We start from the raw sequence: 15,785 nt of genomic DNA, 5'->3' as shown, positions 1-15,785 counted from the left end.
CCGTCGTGCCCATCGTGCCGTTCGTGCCCGTCGTGCCCATCGTCACTAACTCCCCGTACTCCGATACGACCTGAGCCCCGTCCGCCAAGCCAGTCCCGCCGCCGCACAGCACCCGGCCGCCACCAGCGGCGGGGCGAACGCCGCCCACTGCGGCAGCCCCAGCGGGTACGGCCGCCCCAACACATAGGCGGCGGGCACCCAGTTGACGAAGGCCAGCGGAAACACGAAGGTCACCCCCCGCACCAGCTCCTTGCCGAACACCGTCGGCGGGTACTGCAACAGCGTCTGACCGCCGTACGTGAACGCCGACTGCACCTCCGACGCGTCCTGCGCCACGAACTGGAAGGCCGCGCCCACCACCAGCACCGCCGAGAAGATCACCCCGCCGCAGACCAGCGTCACCGGCACCAGCAGCGCCTTCACCGGCGTCCACGCCACATCCATCGTCACCAGCGCGTAGCCCAGCACCAGCGCGCCCTGCATGATCCGGCTGATCCGGCGCAACGCGAACCGGTCCGCCGCGACCTGCGCCAGCAGCGGCGCCGGCCGCACCAGCAACGTGTCCAGCGTGCCGTCACGCACGCGCGTGCCCAGCCGGCCCGCCGACCCGATCGCCAGATCCGCCAGCCCGAACGACATCGCCGACAGCCCGTACAGAAACGCGATCTCGGGCAGCGTGTACCCGCCCAACGTGTCCACCTGCGAGAACATCAGCAAGATCGCGACAAAGTCCAGACCGGTCACCAGCAGCCCGCCCACCACCGTCATCACGAAGGACACCCGGTAGGCCAACGTCGACCGGATCCACATCCCGGCGATCAGCCGATACGCCCGCAACCCCTCCGCCAGCCGCCCGCTCTCACCCACCCTGGACCACCACCCGCCGCGTCGCCGCCCCCTGGAGCACCCGCCCCACCGCCAGCAGCACCACCGCCCACACCGCCTGGAACGCGAACGCGGGCAGCGGATCGGCCTCGCCCATCAGCACATCGGCCGGCATCTGCAACAGCGCCGCCCACGGCAGCAACGCCACGATGTCCCCGTACGGCTGCGGAAACGCGTTCAGCGGCAGCGCCATCCCCGAACAGAACATGCCCGTCACCATCAGCACCTGCAACGCGCCCGTGCCGTCCAGCAGCCAGAACCCGCTCAGCGCCACCAGGAACCGGATCCCGTAGCTGACCAGCATCGCGAGCGCCACCGCCACCAGGAACGCCAGCCAGGTCACCGGATCGTCCGGCAGCGCCGTGGGAAAGAACAGCGCCCCGAACACGAACGGGACCACCCCGCGCCCCAGCAGCTGGAACACCGCCCGCCCCATGTCGCTCGCCAGCCACCACACCTGAAGATCGGCGGGCCGGTACAGGTCGATGGCGATCTCACCCGTACGGATGCGCGCCATGAGGTCGGCCTCGAAGCCGCCGCCCTGGATCGCCAGCGTCGCGTACAGCGCCTGCCCCAGCCACACATAGGTGACCGCCTGCGCCTGGTCGTAGCCCCCCAGGTGCGGCCGCTCGTCCCACAACGCCAGGTATGTGTAGACGAGGATCAGGCCGAAAACGGTGTTCGTGAACACTCCGGCGGCCGTCGCCACCCGATACGTCGCGTACCTTCTGAAACCCCCCGCCGCGACGGCCGCGTACAACCGCGCCGATCCCAAGGCAACCGTCCTCCTCACCCTTAAGGGCCTGCCAGGCACCCTCTTCGACGCCGAAGCGCAGGAGCCTAGTGCGCCGGTCCGGCCGCGTGCCACGCCTTTTCCGGCGCAACACGCGCCGATTGTCGGGAACGGAACGCTTGGTGCGAGAGTCTTCAAGAGGGGGCGCAGAACGCGTACGAGAAGTATGGGAACGAACCACGACGTACGGAAACGTACGGCGCTAAACGGGAGTTCGAGCAGCACATGAGTGACGAGCCACAGCCGCAGCAGCCGACCGAGGGCTCAGCACCCGGAAGGCCGGAGGCCTCGGACGGGGGGAGCACCGCAGTGGGGAAACGACCGCGCCGCACCGGCTGGCGCCGGCTCCTGCCCACCTGGCGGATGGTGCTCGGCCTGTTCGTCCTCGGCATCGCTCTGCTCGGCGGCCTGTTCGTCCTCGGCTACTCGCTGGTCAAGATCCCGCCGGCCAACGCGCTCGCCACCAAGCAGTCCAACGTCTATCTCTACGCCGACGGCACCGAGATCGCCCGCGACGGCACCGTCAACCGCGAGAACGTCGACCTCGCGCAGATCTCCAAGGACGCCCAGCACGCCGTCCTGGCCGCCGAGGACCGCGACTTCTACACCGAGTCCGCGATCGACCCCAAGGCGATGCTCCGGGCCGGCTGGAACACCGCCACCGGCAAGGGCAAGCAGTCCGGCTCCACGATCACCCAGCAGTACGTGAAGAACTACTACCTCGCACAGGAGCAGACCGTCACCCGCAAGGTGAAGGAGTTCTTCATCTCGATCAAGCTGGACCGCGAGAAGTCCAAGGACGACATCCTCGAGGGCTACCTCAACACCAGCTACTTCGGCCGCAACGCCTACGGCATGCAGGCCGCCGCCAAGGCCTACTACGGCATCGACGCCGCGAAGCTCACCCCCGCCCAGGGCGCCTACCTCGCCGCGCTCGTCAACGCGCCCAGCGAGTACGACATCATCGCCCACCCCGAGAACAAGGCCGCCGTCGAGGACCGCTGGAACTACGTCCTCGACGGCATGGTCACCAAGGGCTGGCTCACCCAGGCCAAGCGCACGGGCATGGCCTTCCCCGCGGTCAAGGAGACCTCCGGCGCCGACACCGGCATGTCCGGGCAGCGCGGCTACCTCGTCACGGCGATCAAGGACTACCTGAAGAACAACAAGATCGTCACCTCGGAGGAGCTGGAGGGCGGCGGCTACCGCATCACCACCACCATGGAGAAGGCCAAGCAGGACGCCTTCGTCGACGCCGTGAACGACCAGCTCATGTCCAAGCTGGACCCCAAGAAGCGCAAGGTCGACTCGTACGTCCGCGCGGGCGGCGCCGCCGTCGACCCCAAGACCGGCAAGATCCTCGCCATGTACGGCGGCATCGACTACGTCAAGCAGTACACCAACAACGCCACCCGCCAGGACTTCCAGGTCGGCTCCACCTTCAAGCCGTTCGTCTTCACCTCGGCCGTCGAGAACGACTCCACCACCCAGGACAACCGCCGGATCACCCCCAACACGATCTACGACGGCACCAACAGGCGCCCCGTGCAGGGCTGGTCCGGCAGCGTCTACGACCCCGAGAACGAGGACTACGTCAACTACGGCGACATCAGCGTGCGCACCGCCACCGACAAGTCCGTGAACTCGGTGTACGCGCAGATGGCCGTCGACGTCGGCCCCGCGAAGGTCAAGCAGACCGCGATCGAGCTCGGCCTGCCGACCGACACCCCCGAACTCCAGCCCTACCCCTCCATCGCCCTCGGCACGGCCAACGCCAGCGTCCTGGACATGGCCCAGGCCTACGCGACCCTCGCCAACCACGGCAAGCACGGCATGTACACGATGATCGACAAGGTCACCAAGGACGGCTCCGACGTGCTGGAACTGCCCGCGCAGACCGCCTCCCAGGTCATCAGCCGCGAGGCCGCCGACACCACCACCTCCATCCTGCGCAGCGTCGTCCAGCAGGGCACCGCCACCGAGGCCCTGGCCGCCGGCCGCCCCGCCGCCGGCAAGACCGGCACCGCCGAGGAGGACCAGGCCGCCTGGTTCGCCGGCTACACCCCCGACCTCGCCACCGTCGTCGCGGTCATGGGCCAGGACCCGCAGACCGCCCACCACAAGTCCCTCAAGGGCGTCATGGGCCTGCCCCGCATCAACGGCGGCGGCGCGCCCACCCAGATCTGGGCCCAGTTCACCAAGAACGCCCTCAAGGGCACCCCCGCCACCGACTTCAACCTCCAGATCCAGGAGGGCGGCGAGGAATCCGCCTACCCCTCCGCCCCGCCCGCCGACGACGACGCCAGCCCCGACCCGGACGACAGCGCCACCACCGGAACCGAGACCGCCCAGGGCCAGACCCAGGGCCAGGGCCAGACCCCGGGCGCCACGACCGGCACCGGCAACGCGGGCACCACCACGGGCGACACCTCCGCCGGAACCACCACCCAGGGCAGCACCACCCAGGGCAACACCTCGACCGGCACCAGCGCGGGCGACACCAGCGCGGGCACCACCACCGAAGGCAGCACGACCGAGGGCAACACCTCCACCGGCACCATCGTCGGCACCACGGGAGGCACCCCGGGCGCCAACGCCGGAACGACGACGGGCGCAAGCCCCTAGCGTTCCCGGCGCACGCGCCGGGCTGCCGGGTTACCGGGCTGCCGGGTTACCTGGGGTCAATGCCCGCTGGTCGCCTTGAGCCCCACCACGGCGACCAGCAGCAGACACACGAAGAAGATCCGGGCGGCGGTCGCCGGCTCCCCCAGCACCACCATCCCGAGCACCGCCGCCCCGGCCGCCCCGATCCCCACCCACACGCCATAGGCGGTGCCGATGGGAAGCGTCTTGGCGGCCTGCGACAACAACACCATGCTGGCGACGATCCCGACGCCCGTGAACAGACTGGGCACGAGCCGGGTGAACCCGTCCGTGTACTTCATCCCGATCGACCAGCCGACCTCCAGCAGACCGGCGACGACAAGCAGAACCCAGGCCATGACAGGCACCTCCGAGACACGAAATCCATCAGGGGTGCGTCGTCTTTGCACGGTCCGCTGTGCGGAACATCCCGGTACGGCGCGTCTCGTCGGGCTCCTTCGAATGTAGCAAAGAAACGACAAAAAGGGCCGGTGACGACGGTCACCGGCCCCTACGACCACAGATTTACAGATACAACCCGGTGGTGTCCTCGGACCCCTCGAACCGGTCCGCCGCCACCGCATGCAGATCGCGCTCCCGCATCAGCACGTACGCGACACCCCGCACCTCGACCTCCGCACGGTCCTCGGGGTCGTACAGCACCCGATCCCCCGGCTCCACCGTCCGGACGTTCTGCCCCACCGCGACGACCGCCGCCCACGCCAGCCGACGACCGACGGCCGCGGTGGCGGGAATCAGGATGCCGCCACCGGAACGCCGCTCGCCCTCGCCGGCCTCCTGCCGCACGAGCACACGATCGTGCAGCATCCGGATGGGCAGCTTGTCGTGCTGCGAACTGGGGTCGATTCTGTTGACGCTCACAGCACTGAACCTACCTGCCCGAAGCGGAAACGTGAGCGCGAGGTCAGCCCTTGCGGCGACGGGCGCCCAGCGCAAGCAGTCCGACGACGCCGACGGCCACCAGCGCGACGGGCAGGACGCGCTCCAGCCGCGGCGCGCCCTCCTCGTCCACGAACTGCGCCCGCACCTCGCTCACCACCCGGTTGACCTGGACATAGGCCTTCCCCAGGGTGTGATCGACGTTGGCGACGACCTTCGCCTTCGCATCCCCGACGATGGTCTTCGGATGCACCCGCACCCCGATCTCGTCCAGCGTCTCCGCCAGCACGTCTCGGCGGGCCCTGATGTCCGCCTCGATCTGCGCCGGGGTTCTGGTGTCCGACGTCTCCGCCACGGTCTCGGCCTCCGAAGGTCAGCTACTGCGTTTTCCTGCTGCTCCGGACAGTCTGTCAGTTCTTCTCGTCACCGCACTGTCAGGACCCCCCGTTACGCTGGACCGATGAGCGAGCGACTCGAGCCTGGGGACGTGGCCCCCGCCTTCACCCTCTCCGACGCCGACGGCAACCAGGTGTCCCTGTCGGACCACAAGGGCCGCAAGGTCATCGTCTACTTCTACCCGGCCGCCCTGACCCCCGGCTGCACGAAGCAGGCCTGCGACTTCACGGACAACCTGGACCTCCTGGCCGGCGCCGGGTACGACGTCATCGGCATCTCCCCGGACACCCCCGAGAAGCTGGGCAAGTTCCGCGAGAAGGAGTCCCTCAGGGTCACCCTCCTGGCCGACCCCGACAAGACCGCGCTGGACGCGTACGGCGCGTTCGGCGAGAAGAAGAACTACGGCAAGACGTACCTGGGCGTCATCCGCTCCACGATCGTCGTGGACGAGGAGGGCAAGGTCGAACGAGCCCTGTACAACGTCCGCGCCACAGGCCACGTAGCCAAGATCATCAAAGACCTGGCCATCTGAGCCCCCTTTCTCCTTCCCTTCAGCGGCCTGTGCCGGGGTGACCCCCGCCACAGGCCGCTTCCCCTTTCCAGGCGTGACTGTCCGATAAACGCTTCGTCGTGACCGAGGCTTGCGCCGAACGCGGCACCGCCCCCGAGTGGCTCGGTAAGCCCATGACGGGGACTGGAGCGACGATCGGCGGGAGAACCTGCGGTTGCTGTGCCCCAACTGTCATGCGGTCACCAGCACGTGGTGCAGGGGAGGCAAAAGGCGGCAAGCAACTCCCGGTACGATGACAGGCAGCTAGCGGCGGTGGTGCAACTGGCGACACAGCAGACTTAGGATCTGTGGCCCTTGATCGGGCTTGAGGGTTCGAATCCCTTCCGCCGCACATGAACGGCCTGCGAATCGAAGGATCGATGCGCAGGCCGTTTCCGTGCCATGGCTCAGCCCAGCAGCTCCCGCACCACCGGTACCAACCCCCGGAACGCCTGCCCCCGATGGCTGATCGCGTTCTTTTCCTCGGCCGTCAGTTCCGCGCAGGTGCGTGTCTCGCCGGACGGTTGGAGGATCGGGTCGTAGCCGAAGCCGTTTGTGCCGGTGGGGGTGTGGCGGAGGGTGCCCGTGAGGCGGCCTTCTACGACGCGTTCCGTGCCGTCCGGGAGGGCGAGGGCCGCGGCGCAGGCGAAGTGGGCGCCGCGGTGTTCGTCGTCGATGTCGGAGAGTTGGGCCAGGAGCAGTTCGAGGTTGGCCCTGTCGTCGCCGTGGGTGCCGGACCAGCGGGCCGAGAAGATGCCGGGGGCGCCGTTGAGGACGTCGACGCAGAGGCCCGAGTCGTCGGCGACGGCCGGGTGGCCGGTGGCCTGGGCGAGGGCGTGGGCCTTGAGGAGGGCGTTCTCGGCGAACGTCACTCCGGTTTCCTTGACGTCGGGGATCTCGGGGTAGGCGTCCGCGCCGACGAGGTCGTGGGGCAGGCCTGCGTCGGCGAGGATCGACCTGAGTTCGGTGATCTTTCCGGCGTTGCGGGTGGCGAGGATCAGGCGGGTCATGTTCCCCAGTATCGCCAGTCGCCCGATGCGTTTCCTACGGTGTGCAGACCTTTGTCAGTTCGCCTGCTGCGTCCGTTACCGGGCTGAGGTCGGGGGTGGTGTCGCCGCTTTCGACGGCCTTGCGGACGTTGGTGACGGCTGCCTGGAGGTCGTCGACGGCCTTGTTGACGTCGGTGTCGTCCGTCTTGTCGCCGATCTCGTCGAGGTTGTTCTCGATGGAGGTGAGCGACTCCTCGGTCTGCGTGGGGTCGTTCGCGGCGTTCTCCACGGCCTGCTGGAGGTCGGTGACGCTGTCGGCGATGGCGTCGGCGGTCTGGACACAGTCCAGGGCCTTGTTGACTGCGTCGCAGCCGGTCGTCGTCAGGCCCAGGCTCAGGGCGACGGCCGCCGTGGCGGCGGCTATGACGGTACGACGACGCCGGTGTGGGCGTCGGCTCGCGGCCGTGGACATATGAGTGTTCCTCCCCGTCGGTGTACTGGCGAAGACGCCCTGACGGCCGGGCCGGTTGCCCGCGCCGCCAGGACGTCTTGGTGTTCTCTTTACTTTTCCAGGACCGTATCAAGTGCCGTGCGCTGCAGGACAGCGAGTTCCGCGCAGCCGGAAACGGCGAGGTCGAGAAGGGAGTTGAGTTCGTCGCGGGCGAACGGCTCGGCCTCGGCGGTGCCCTGGACCTCGACGAAGCGGCCGTCGCCGGTGCAGACGACGTTCATGTCGGTCTCGGCGCGGACGTCTTCCTCGTAGCAGAGGTCCAGGAGCGGGACGCCGCCGACGATGCCGACCGAGACCGCGCTCACCGTGCCGGTGAGGGGCTGGCGGCCGGCCTTGATCAGCTTGCGGCCCTGGGCCCAGGTGATCGCGTCGGCGAGGGCGACGTACGCGCCGGTGATGGCGGCGGTGCGGGTGCCGCCGTCGGCCTGGAGGACGTCGCAGTCGAGGACGATGGTGTTCTCGCCGAGGGCCTTGTAGTCGATGACCGCGCGGAGCGAGCGGCCGATGAGCCGGCTGATCTCGTGGGTGCGGCCGCCGATCTTGCCGCGGACGGACTCGCGGTCGCCGCGGGTGTTGGTGGCGCGGGGGAGCATGGAGTACTCGGCGGTGACCCAGCCCTCGCCGCTGCCCTTGCGCCAGCGGGGGACGCCCTCGGTGACGGAGGCGGTGCAGAAGACCTTGGTGTCGCCGAAGGAGACGAGGACGGATCCTTCGGCGTGCTTGCTCCAGCCGCGTTCGATGGTGACGGGGCGGAGCTGTTCGGGGGTGCGGCCGTCGATGCGTGACATGGCGTCGAGCCTAGCGGGACATGCGGGAGGGGCTCCGCCCGCGTGGGAGGGAGCCCCTGCCGGGGGGAGCCGGGCGGCTCACATCATGTCTTCGATCTCCGCTGCGATCGGGTCGGCGTCGGTGCCGATGACGACCTGGATGGCGGTGCCCATCTTGACGACGCCGTGGGCGCCGGCGGCCTTGAGGGCGGCTTCGTCGACGAGTGCGGGGTCGTTGACCTCGGTGCGCAGCCGGGTGATGCAGCCCTCGATCTCTTCGATGTTGTCGAGGCCGCCGAGTCCGGCGACGATCTTCTCAGCCTTGGTGGCCATTTCGGTCTCCTTACACGTGACGCACAGTTGGCCCATCTTCGCGAGCGATTGCGCTGTGTGTACCGAAGGATGACCTCACAGCAACCCAATCGTCCGTAGCTGGTCTACACCACCTGACAGGCGGTCGCCAAACGATGAGTGCCGAGAGCGCGGGGACCGGGGTCGGTCCCGCACGTCAGCACTGGAACACCGCGTTCCAGGGGCTGCAGAAGATGGGCCGCAGTCTTCAGCTGCCGATCGCCGTGCTGCCGGCCGCGGGCATTCTCAACCGCCTTGGGCAGCCTGATGTGTTCGGGGACGACGGACTGGGCTGGACCGATGTCTCGAAGGTGATGGCGGGGGCGGGCGGCGCACTGCTCGACGGTCAGCTGGGGTTGCCGCTGCTGTTCTGCGTGGGTGTGTCCATCGGCATGGCGAAGAAGGCGGACGGTTCGACGGCGCTGGCGGCGGTGGCGGGGTTCCTCGTCTACTACAGCGTGCTGCGGCAGTTCCCGGAGGACTGTCCGAGCGGGGCGCAGGCGGTCGTCGGGATCGGTTGTCAGGCGACCGTCGACCAGACGGTGGTGGCGTTCACGTACCAGAATCCGGGGGTCTTCGGCGGGATCGTGATGGGGCTGCTGACGGCCTATTTCTGGCAGCGCTATCACCGCACCAAGCTGGTGGACTGGCTCGGCTTCTTCAACGGGCGGCGGCTGGTGCCGATCATCATGGCGTTCGTCGCGATCGGGTTCGCCGCGCTGTGTCTGTGGATCTGGCCGCCGATCGGCGACGGGCTGGAGAGTTTCAGCGACTGGCTGAGCGACGCGGGTTCATGGGGCGCCGGCATCTTCGGCCTCGCGAACCGGGCGCTGCTGGTGATCGGTCTGCATCAGTTCCTGAACGTGCCCATCTGGTTCCAGTTCGGGACGTACACCAAGCCGGACGGCACGGTGGTGCACGGTGACATCAACATGTTCCTGGCGGGCGACCCGGACGCGGGCCAGTTCACCTCGGGTTTCTTCCCGATCATGATGTTCGCGCTGCCGGCGGCGGCGCTGGCGATGACGCACTGCGCGCGGCCGGCGCGACGCAAGGAGGTCGGCGGTCTGATGCTGTCGGTGGCGCTGACGTCGTTCGTCACGGGTATCACCGAGCCGATCGAGTACTCGTTCCTGTTCATCGCGCCGCTGCTGTATGTGGTGCACGCGGTGCTGACGGGTGTGTCGATGGCGGTGACGTGGGGGCTGGGCGTACATGACGGTTTCAGCTTCTCGGCCGGGCTCATCGACTACGTCATCAACTGGAACCTGGCGACGAAGCCGTGGGCGATCATCCCGATCGGTCTGTGTTTCGCCGTCGTCTACTACGTGATCTTCCGTTTCGCGATCACGAAGTTCGATCTGAAGACGCCGGGGCGGGAGCCGGAGGACGAGCGGGAGGACGTCACCAAGGCGTAGTGGAGCGGTAGCTCAACGTAGTTCAACGGTTGCGGGAACAGTGGGTTCCTTATGCCGCCTTCATCGTGCTACAACATGGTCTACACCACTGAGTGGTGTAGACCACCACCCGATGGAGGAAGTCTATGAGCACCGCCACCGCGCCCACGGCGGCCCCCGCGAGGAAGTGGGGATCCGGTCTGTTCCAGGGCCTGCAGAAGGTCGGCCGCAGCCTCCAACTCCCGATCGCCGTACTGCCGGCAGCGGGTCTGCTGCTGCGCCTCGGTCAAGCGGACTCCCAGGAGAGGTTCCACATCCCGGCCGATGTGGCGAAGGTGTTCGCCGGAGCCGGCGGTGCCCTGCTGGACAGTTCCTTCGGTCTGCCTCTGCTGTTCTGCATAGGCGTGGCCATCGGCTTCGCGAAGAAGGCCGATGGCTCGACGGCGCTGGCCGCGGTGGTCGGCTTCCTGAGCTACTACGCGGTGATCCACCAGTACCCGATCAAGGACGGGCACGAGGGCGCCACCTACACGGCGACCGGGCTGGGCGGCGGCTTCTGGCAGAAGGGCAACGAGGCCGCGCAGGCCGCGAGTTTCCAGAACCCGGGCGTGCTCGGCGGCATCATCCTCGGTCTCCTGACGGCGGTGCTCTGGCAGCGTTACCACCGCAAGCAGCTCGTCGACTGGCTCGGCTTCTTCAACGGCCGTCGGCTCGTCCCGATCATCACCGCCGCCCTCGGTACCGTCCTGGGCGTCCTGGTGGTCGTGGGCTGGGAGCCCATCGGCGACGTCATCACCGACTTCGGCGAGTGGATGACCGGCCTGGGCTCCTTCGGCGCGGCTCTCTTCGGACTCATCAACCGCGCGCTGATCCCGATCGGCATGCACCAGTTCGTGAACTCGGTGGCCTGGTTCCAGATCGGCGACTTCACCAACTCCGCCGGCACGGCCTTCCACGGCGACCTGCCGCGCTTCTTCGGCGGCGACCCGTCGGCCGGAATGTTCATGACCGGCTTCTTCCCGATCATGATGTTCGGTCTGCCCGCCGCCGCCCTCGCGATCGCGCACTGCGCCCGTCCCGAGCGTCGCAAGGTCGTGCTGGGCATGATGATGTCGATGGCCCTGACCTCGTTCTTCACGGGTGTCACCGAGCCGATCGAGTTCACGTTCATGTTCATCGCCCCGGTGCTCTTCGCCATCCACGCGGTCCTCACCGCGATCTCGATGGCCGTGACCTGGGCCCTGGGCATGCACATGGGCTTCAGCTTCTCGGCCGGCTTCATCGACGTCTTCATCAACTGGGGCATCTCCACCAAGCCCTGGCTGCTGATACCCGTCGGCCTGGTCTTCGGCGCGGTCTACTACTTCGTCTTCCGCTTCGCCATCATCAAGTTCAACCTGCCCACGCCGGGCCGCGAGTCCGACGAGGAACTCGCCGAGCTGCAGGCGGCGGAGGCGAAGTAGGCCTCTGCAGCGACGCGAAGACCCCCGGAGCCCTGAACTGCTTCGGGGGTCTTCTGCATGACGTGCTCGTCAGATCTCGTACGTCACCCGTGGCGCCGCCAGCTCCACCGGGCCGTCGAAGACCGCGCGGGCGTCCGCCAGGTTGACCTGGGGGTCGGTCCACGGCGGGATGTGGGTCAGCACGAGCTTGCGCGCCCCCGCCAGGCTCGCCGTCTCACCCGCCTCGCGGCCGTTGAGGTGCAGGTCGGGGATGTTCTCCTTGCCGTGCGTGAAGGCGGCCTCGCACAGGAACAGGTCGGTGTCGCGGGCGAGGTCGGCCAGGACCGGGCTCACTCCCGTGTCACCGGAGTACGTCAGCGACTTCCCGCCGTGTTCGACGCGGATGCCGTACGCCTCCACCGGGTGCGCCACGCGTTCCGTGTGCACGGTGAACGGTCCGATGTCGAAGGTGGACGGCTTGACCGTGTGGAAGTCGAAGACCTCGCTCATCGAGGAGGCCGACGGGGTGTCCGCGTAGGCCGTGGTCAGACGGTGCTCGGTGCCCTCCGGTCCGTAGACCGGAATGGGGGCGCAGCGGCCGCCCTCGTGGCGGTAGTAGCGTGCGACGAAGTACGCGCACATGTCGATGCAGTGGTCGGCGTGCAGATGGCTCAGGAAGATCGCGTCGAGGTCGTAGAGACCGCAGTGGCGCTGCAGCTCGCCCAGGGCGCCGTTGCCCATGTCGAGAAGCAGCCGGAAGCCGTCGGCCTCTACGAGGTAGCTCGAGCAGGCCGATTCCGCGGACGGGAACGACCCCGAGCAGCCGACGACGGTGAGCTTCATAAAGCAGAAACCTCCGCTGGCGGGACGAATGATCGTGAATGGGGCGACGGGGGTCGTGCGGTTTGTCGAGCGTAAGGCGCAAAACCCCGGGTCGCTCCTCCGCCAGGGGCTGTTGTGGGGGAACTCACCTGTGGTGTCACCGGTTCGGCTGGACCCGAGGCGCGCGGGCCACGAAGAGGGCGCGCGGTGGTCGTCGCGCGCCGGTAACGTCGTCCTATGGACACGTCCTGGTGGCTCGCGCTCGCGGCGCTGGTGCTGCTCGCGCTGGTCGCCACGCTCGTCGACGGGTGGGGACGGCGGGGGCGGCTGCGGAGGCGGCGGACGCGGCCGCCGGGCCGGGCGGCGGGACGGCCGAGCCGGAGGCGCGGGCTCGCCGGGAAGCCGCGGCCGGCGGAGATCTGGTGGGCGAACGTGCCGTTCGAGGACGGGCTGCCCGGGAACAAGGACCGGCCGTGTCTGGTGCTGACGGTGCGCGGTGACCGGGTGACCGTCGCGAAGATCACCAGCAAGTATCACGAGGAGCGGGCCGGGGTGATCCCGCTGCCGCCCGGTGCGGTGGGCGACGCGCAGGGGCGGGCCAGTTTCCTGGAGACGGGCGAGCTGCGCGAGGTGCGGGTGTGGGACTTCCGGCGGCGGGTGGGGGTGGTGGACCCGCTCCTGTGGGACCAGGTCCGTCACCTCACCACCTGACCGCTTCACCGCTTCACCGCTTCAGCGGCCGGCGGCTACGCCCAGAGCTGGCCCTGCAGCGTCTCGATCGCTTCCTCCGTCGTCGCCGCCGTGTAGACGCCCGTCGACAGGTACTTCCAGCCGCCGTCCGCGACGACGAACACGATGTCCGCGCTCTCGCCGGCCGCCAGCGCCTTCTTGCCGACGCCGATCGCCGCGTGCAGGGCCGCGCCCGTGGAGACGCCCGCGAAGATGCCCTCCTGCTGGAGGAGTTCCCGGGTGCGGGTGACGGCGTCCGCCGAGCCGACCGAGAAGCGGGTGGTGAGCACGGAGGCGTCGTACAGCTCCGGGACGAAGCCCTCGTCGAGGTTGCGCAGGCCGTAGACCAGGTCGTCGTAGCGCGGCTCGGCGGCGACGATCTTCACGTCCGGCTTGTTCTCGCGGAGGTAGCGGCCGACGCCCATGAGCGTGCCCGTGGTGCCGAGGCCCGCGACGAAGTGGGTGACGGAGGGGAGGTCGGCGAGGATCTCCGGGCCGGTCGTCGCGTAGTGGGCGCCGGCGTTGTCGGGGTTGCCGTACTGGTAGAGCATCACCCAGTCGGGGTGCTCGGCGGCGAGTTCCTTGGCGACGCGCACGGCGGTGTTGGAGCCGCCGGCGGCCGGGGAGGGGATGATCTCGGCGCCCCACATGCGGAGCAGGTCCCGGCGTTCCTGCGAGGTGTTCTCGGGCATCACGCACACCATGCGGTAGCCCTTGAGCTTGGCCGCCATGGCGAGGGAGATGCCGGTGTTGCCGCTGGTCGGCTCCAGGATGGTGCAGCCGGGGGTGAGCCGGCCGTCCTTCTCCGCCTGCTCGACCATGTGCAGCGCGGGGCGGTCCTTGACCGAGCCGGTGGGGTTGCGGTCCTCCAGCTTGGCCCAGATGCGGACCTCGGCGGACGGCGAGAGCCGCGGCAGGCGCACCAGAGGGGTGTTGCCCACCGCGGCCAGCGGGGAGTCGTAACGCATGCCGGGGTCAGGCCATGCCGCCGGCGACGGCCGGCAGGATCGTCACGGTGTCGCCGTCGGTCAGCTTGGTGTCGATGCCGTCGACGAAGCGGACGTCCTCGTCGTTCAGGTACACGTTGACGAAGCGGCGCAGCTTGCCGTCGTCCACGATGCGGGCGTGGATTCCCGCATGCCGGGTCTCGAGGTCGGTGAACAGCGCGGCGAGGGTGTCACCGTTTCCCTCCACCGCCTTCTGACCGTCGGTGTACTGGCGGAGGATGGTCGGGATGCGGACCTCGATGGCCATGGCTGAGGACTCCTGTCGGAAGGTGTGGGCGGCGCGGAACGTGCGTGTGAGGCGCCGCGGCTCACGGCCTACGGCGGCAGGGCCGGCGTCAACAGATGGCGCTGGCGAGCCTGCACAGGTCGACGTGCAGCCGCGCCACGAGCAGCGTGCCCGGCGTCTTCTCGCTCACGTCGTTCAGAACCATGGGCTCATCGTATCGATTCCCGGTCCGGCTGCCGGAGTGTGATCCCACATGATGGACGGATTGCGGTCGGGGACTGAGATCCCTGGACAGGGCCTAGGCGGAGGCGCGGTGCACCAGGCGGGTCGGGACGACCACCGAGGGCGGCTGCGGGGTGTCGTCGCGCAGGAGCAGCCGGGCCAGCAGCCGGCCCATCTCCGGGACGTCCTGGTGGACGGTGGTCAGGGGCGGGTCGGTGGACTCGGCGAGGGAGGCGAGGTCGTCGAAGCCGACGACGGCGACGTCCTCGGGCACCCGGCGGCCGCGCTCGCGCAGGATCTGCAGCGCACCGGTCGCCATGAGGTCGGAGGCGACGAAGACGGCGTCCAGGTCGGGGCGGCGGTCCAGCAGTGCGGCCATGGCGTCGGCTCCGCCCTGGCGGGTGTAGTCGGCGCGCTCGACGAGTTCGGCCGGGGCGTCGAGCAGGACGTCGTGGTAGCCGGCGAGCCGGTCGGCCGCCGAGTTCTCCTGGTCGTAGGGGCCGGCGACGGTGGCGATCCGCTGCCGTCCGAGCGCGACCAGATGCTGGACGGCCTGGCGGGCGCCGCCGCGGTTGTCGCCGTCGACGTAGGCGTGGCGGTGGACGGTGTCGCCGTCGCGGAGGAGGGGGCGGCCGCCGAAGACGGCGGGCAGGGCGAGCCGGTCGGTCATCTCGGCCAGTCGGTCGCCGGGGCGCAGGGAGAACAGGATCGCGCCGTCGACGTGGCCGCCGCCGAGGTAGTCGGCCACGCGCGCGTAGTCGTCGGGTTCCTCCACGAACAGCAGGACGGCCTGGGCGCCGTGCAGGGCGAGTTCGCGGCGGATGCCGCGCAGCAGGAGGTCGAAGAACGGGTCGAGGAAGAGCCGGTTCTCAGGCTGGGCGGCGACCACGGCGACGGCGCCGGTGCGGTGGGTGACGAGTTGCCGGGCGGCCTGGTTGGGCACGTAGCCGAGTTCGGCGACGACGTGGCGGACCCGGTCGGCGACCTCCGCCCGGACCCGGGCCTCGCCGTTGATCACCCGTGAGACGGTCGACTTGGAGACCCCCGACCGCCGGGCGACATCGTCGAGCGTGGGGCGCCGTGCGTGCGAGCGTTGCGTCAACACCGTCTCCGTGGGGCCGAGTCGGACTGAGAGATACGGAGACGGTATCCGGG

19 protein-coding genes, 1 tRNA gene and 1 pseudogene are annotated in these 15,785 nt (G+C 69.0%); 7 read left to right on the top strand and 14 right to left on the bottom strand.

Annotation, left to right across the window (positions count from 1 at the left end; genetic code table 11):
• Positions 1-45 precede the first annotated feature (45 nt).
• A complete protein-coding gene (locus tag ACWCPF_RS03385; protein WP_451043478.1) occupies positions 46-810 on the bottom strand; it encodes an ABC transporter permease in 765 nt (254 codons plus the stop codon).
• A gap of 49 nt (positions 811-859) precedes the next feature.
• On the bottom strand, positions 860-1,660 hold the full coding sequence (locus ACWCPF_RS03380; protein WP_451043242.1) for an ABC transporter permease: 801 nt from the start codon (positions 1,658-1,660) through the stop codon (positions 860-862).
• 243 nt (positions 1,661-1,903) lie between these two features.
• Between ACWCPF_RS03380 and ACWCPF_RS03375 the strand changes: the two genes are divergently transcribed.
• Complete coding sequence (locus tag ACWCPF_RS03375) at positions 1,904-4,303, top strand: transglycosylase domain-containing protein (protein ID WP_451043241.1); 2,400 nt, start codon at positions 1,904-1,906, stop codon at positions 4,301-4,303.
• A gap of 56 nt (positions 4,304-4,359) precedes the next feature.
• Here ACWCPF_RS03375 and ACWCPF_RS03370 read toward each other — a convergent pair whose 3' ends face one another.
• The 3 genes from ACWCPF_RS03370 to ACWCPF_RS03360 all read right to left on the bottom strand — a co-directional run bounded on the left by ACWCPF_RS03370 (position 4,360) and on the right by ACWCPF_RS03360 (position 5,576).
• Positions 4,360-4,680: a DMT family transporter gene (locus ACWCPF_RS03370; protein ID WP_451043240.1), complete on the bottom strand. Its 321-nt coding sequence runs from the start codon at positions 4,678-4,680 to the stop codon at positions 4,360-4,362.
• A gap of 166 nt (positions 4,681-4,846) precedes the next feature.
• Positions 4,847-5,149 carry a GroES family chaperonin gene (locus tag ACWCPF_RS03365; protein ID WP_398425392.1) on the bottom strand — a complete coding sequence of 101 codons (303 nt, stop codon included), beginning with the start codon at positions 5,147-5,149 and terminating at the stop codon, positions 4,847-4,849.
• 97 nt (positions 5,150-5,246) lie between these two features.
• Positions 5,247-5,576, bottom strand: coding sequence for a DUF3618 domain-containing protein (locus tag ACWCPF_RS03360; protein WP_451043239.1), 330 nt, complete (start codon positions 5,574-5,576; stop codon positions 5,247-5,249).
• Between the two features lie 105 nt (positions 5,577-5,681).
• Between ACWCPF_RS03360 and bcp the strand changes: the two genes are divergently transcribed.
• From bcp to ACWCPF_RS03345, 3 genes and pseudogenes are all read left to right on the top strand, one after another.
• A complete protein-coding gene (gene bcp / locus ACWCPF_RS03355) occupies positions 5,682-6,149 on the top strand; it encodes a thioredoxin-dependent thiol peroxidase (RefSeq protein WP_451043238.1) in 468 nt (155 codons plus the stop codon).
• Positions 6,150-6,247: 98 nt separating this feature from the next.
• Positions 6,248-6,435 (top strand): annotated as a pseudogene (locus tag ACWCPF_RS03350) (HNH endonuclease); the annotation flags it as partial.
• Positions 6,435-6,519: transfer RNA gene (locus ACWCPF_RS03345), tRNA-Leu, on the top strand. The pseudogene ACWCPF_RS03350 and the gene ACWCPF_RS03345, both read left to right, overlap by 1 nt.
• 55 nt (positions 6,520-6,574) lie before the next feature.
• Here ACWCPF_RS03345 and rdgB read toward each other — a convergent pair.
• From rdgB to ACWCPF_RS03325, 4 genes are all read right to left on the bottom strand, one after another.
• Positions 6,575-7,177 carry an RdgB/HAM1 family non-canonical purine NTP pyrophosphatase gene (gene rdgB / locus ACWCPF_RS03340; protein ID WP_451043237.1) on the bottom strand — a complete coding sequence of 201 codons (603 nt, stop codon included), beginning with the start codon at positions 7,175-7,177 and terminating at the stop codon, positions 6,575-6,577.
• A 34-nt stretch (positions 7,178-7,211) separates the two neighbouring features.
• On the bottom strand, positions 7,212-7,628 hold the full coding sequence (locus tag ACWCPF_RS03335) for a hypothetical protein (protein ID WP_451043236.1): 417 nt from the start codon (positions 7,626-7,628) through the stop codon (positions 7,212-7,214).
• Between the two features lie 89 nt (positions 7,629-7,717).
• Entirely contained in the window at positions 7,718-8,455 is a 738-nt protein-coding gene (gene rph, locus ACWCPF_RS03330) for a ribonuclease PH (RefSeq protein WP_451043235.1), read from the bottom strand.
• 78 nt (positions 8,456-8,533) lie between these two features.
• Positions 8,534-8,803 (bottom strand): glucose PTS transporter subunit EIIB, encoded by a 270-nt coding sequence (locus tag ACWCPF_RS03325; RefSeq protein WP_450945637.1) that lies wholly within the window; start codon positions 8,801-8,803, stop codon positions 8,534-8,536.
• A gap of 98 nt (positions 8,804-8,901) precedes the next feature.
• Here ACWCPF_RS03325 and ACWCPF_RS03320 point away from each other — a divergent pair, with 98 nt between their 5' ends.
• Both ACWCPF_RS03320 and ACWCPF_RS03315 read left to right on the top strand, forming a co-directional pair.
• Positions 8,902-10,203 (top strand): PTS transporter subunit EIIC, encoded by a 1,302-nt coding sequence (locus ACWCPF_RS03320; RefSeq protein ID WP_451043234.1) that lies wholly within the window; start codon positions 8,902-8,904, stop codon positions 10,201-10,203.
• Positions 10,204-10,328: 125 nt separating this feature from the next.
• Positions 10,329-11,645: a PTS transporter subunit EIIC gene (locus ACWCPF_RS03315; RefSeq protein WP_451043233.1), complete on the top strand. Its 1,317-nt coding sequence runs from the start codon at positions 10,329-10,331 to the stop codon at positions 11,643-11,645.
• Between the two features lie 69 nt (positions 11,646-11,714).
• Here ACWCPF_RS03315 and ACWCPF_RS03310 read toward each other — a convergent pair whose 3' ends face one another.
• The gene (locus ACWCPF_RS03310) at positions 11,715-12,467 is read right to left on the bottom strand and encodes an MBL fold metallo-hydrolase (protein ID WP_451043232.1); all 753 of its coding nucleotides are present in this window, start codon (positions 12,465-12,467) and stop codon (positions 11,715-11,717) included.
• Between the two features lie 216 nt (positions 12,468-12,683).
• On the opposite strand from ACWCPF_RS03310, the gene ACWCPF_RS03305 reads away from it, so the two are divergent.
• Positions 12,684-13,157, top strand: coding sequence for a type II toxin-antitoxin system PemK/MazF family toxin (locus ACWCPF_RS03305; RefSeq protein ID WP_451043231.1), 474 nt, complete (start codon positions 12,684-12,686; stop codon positions 13,155-13,157).
• A gap of 35 nt (positions 13,158-13,192) precedes the next feature.
• Here the strand turns inward: ACWCPF_RS03305 and ACWCPF_RS03300 are convergent, their stop codons facing one another.
• The 4 genes from ACWCPF_RS03300 to ACWCPF_RS03285 all read right to left on the bottom strand — a co-directional run bounded on the left by ACWCPF_RS03300 (position 13,193) and on the right by ACWCPF_RS03285 (position 15,732).
• Entirely contained in the window at positions 13,193-14,143 is a 951-nt protein-coding gene (locus tag ACWCPF_RS03300; protein WP_451043230.1) for a PLP-dependent cysteine synthase family protein, read from the bottom strand.
• A 7-nt stretch (positions 14,144-14,150) separates the two neighbouring features.
• A complete protein-coding gene (locus ACWCPF_RS03295) occupies positions 14,151-14,429 on the bottom strand; it encodes a MoaD/ThiS family protein (RefSeq protein ID WP_351911825.1) in 279 nt (92 codons plus the stop codon).
• An 88-nt stretch (positions 14,430-14,517) separates the two neighbouring features.
• Positions 14,518-14,613 (bottom strand): putative leader peptide, encoded by a 96-nt coding sequence (locus ACWCPF_RS03290; RefSeq protein WP_351911754.1) that lies wholly within the window; start codon positions 14,611-14,613, stop codon positions 14,518-14,520.
• Between the two features lie 93 nt (positions 14,614-14,706).
• Positions 14,707-15,732: a LacI family DNA-binding transcriptional regulator gene (locus tag ACWCPF_RS03285; RefSeq protein WP_451043229.1), complete on the bottom strand. Its 1,026-nt coding sequence runs from the start codon at positions 15,730-15,732 to the stop codon at positions 14,707-14,709.
• Positions 15,733-15,785: the final 53 nt, after the last annotated feature.

The sequence above is a fragment of the Streptomyces sp. NPDC001858 genome (assembly GCF_053594615.1).
The sequence above is the reverse complement of the archived record's forward strand: the minus strand, read 5'-3'. Positions and strand labels throughout refer to the sequence as shown.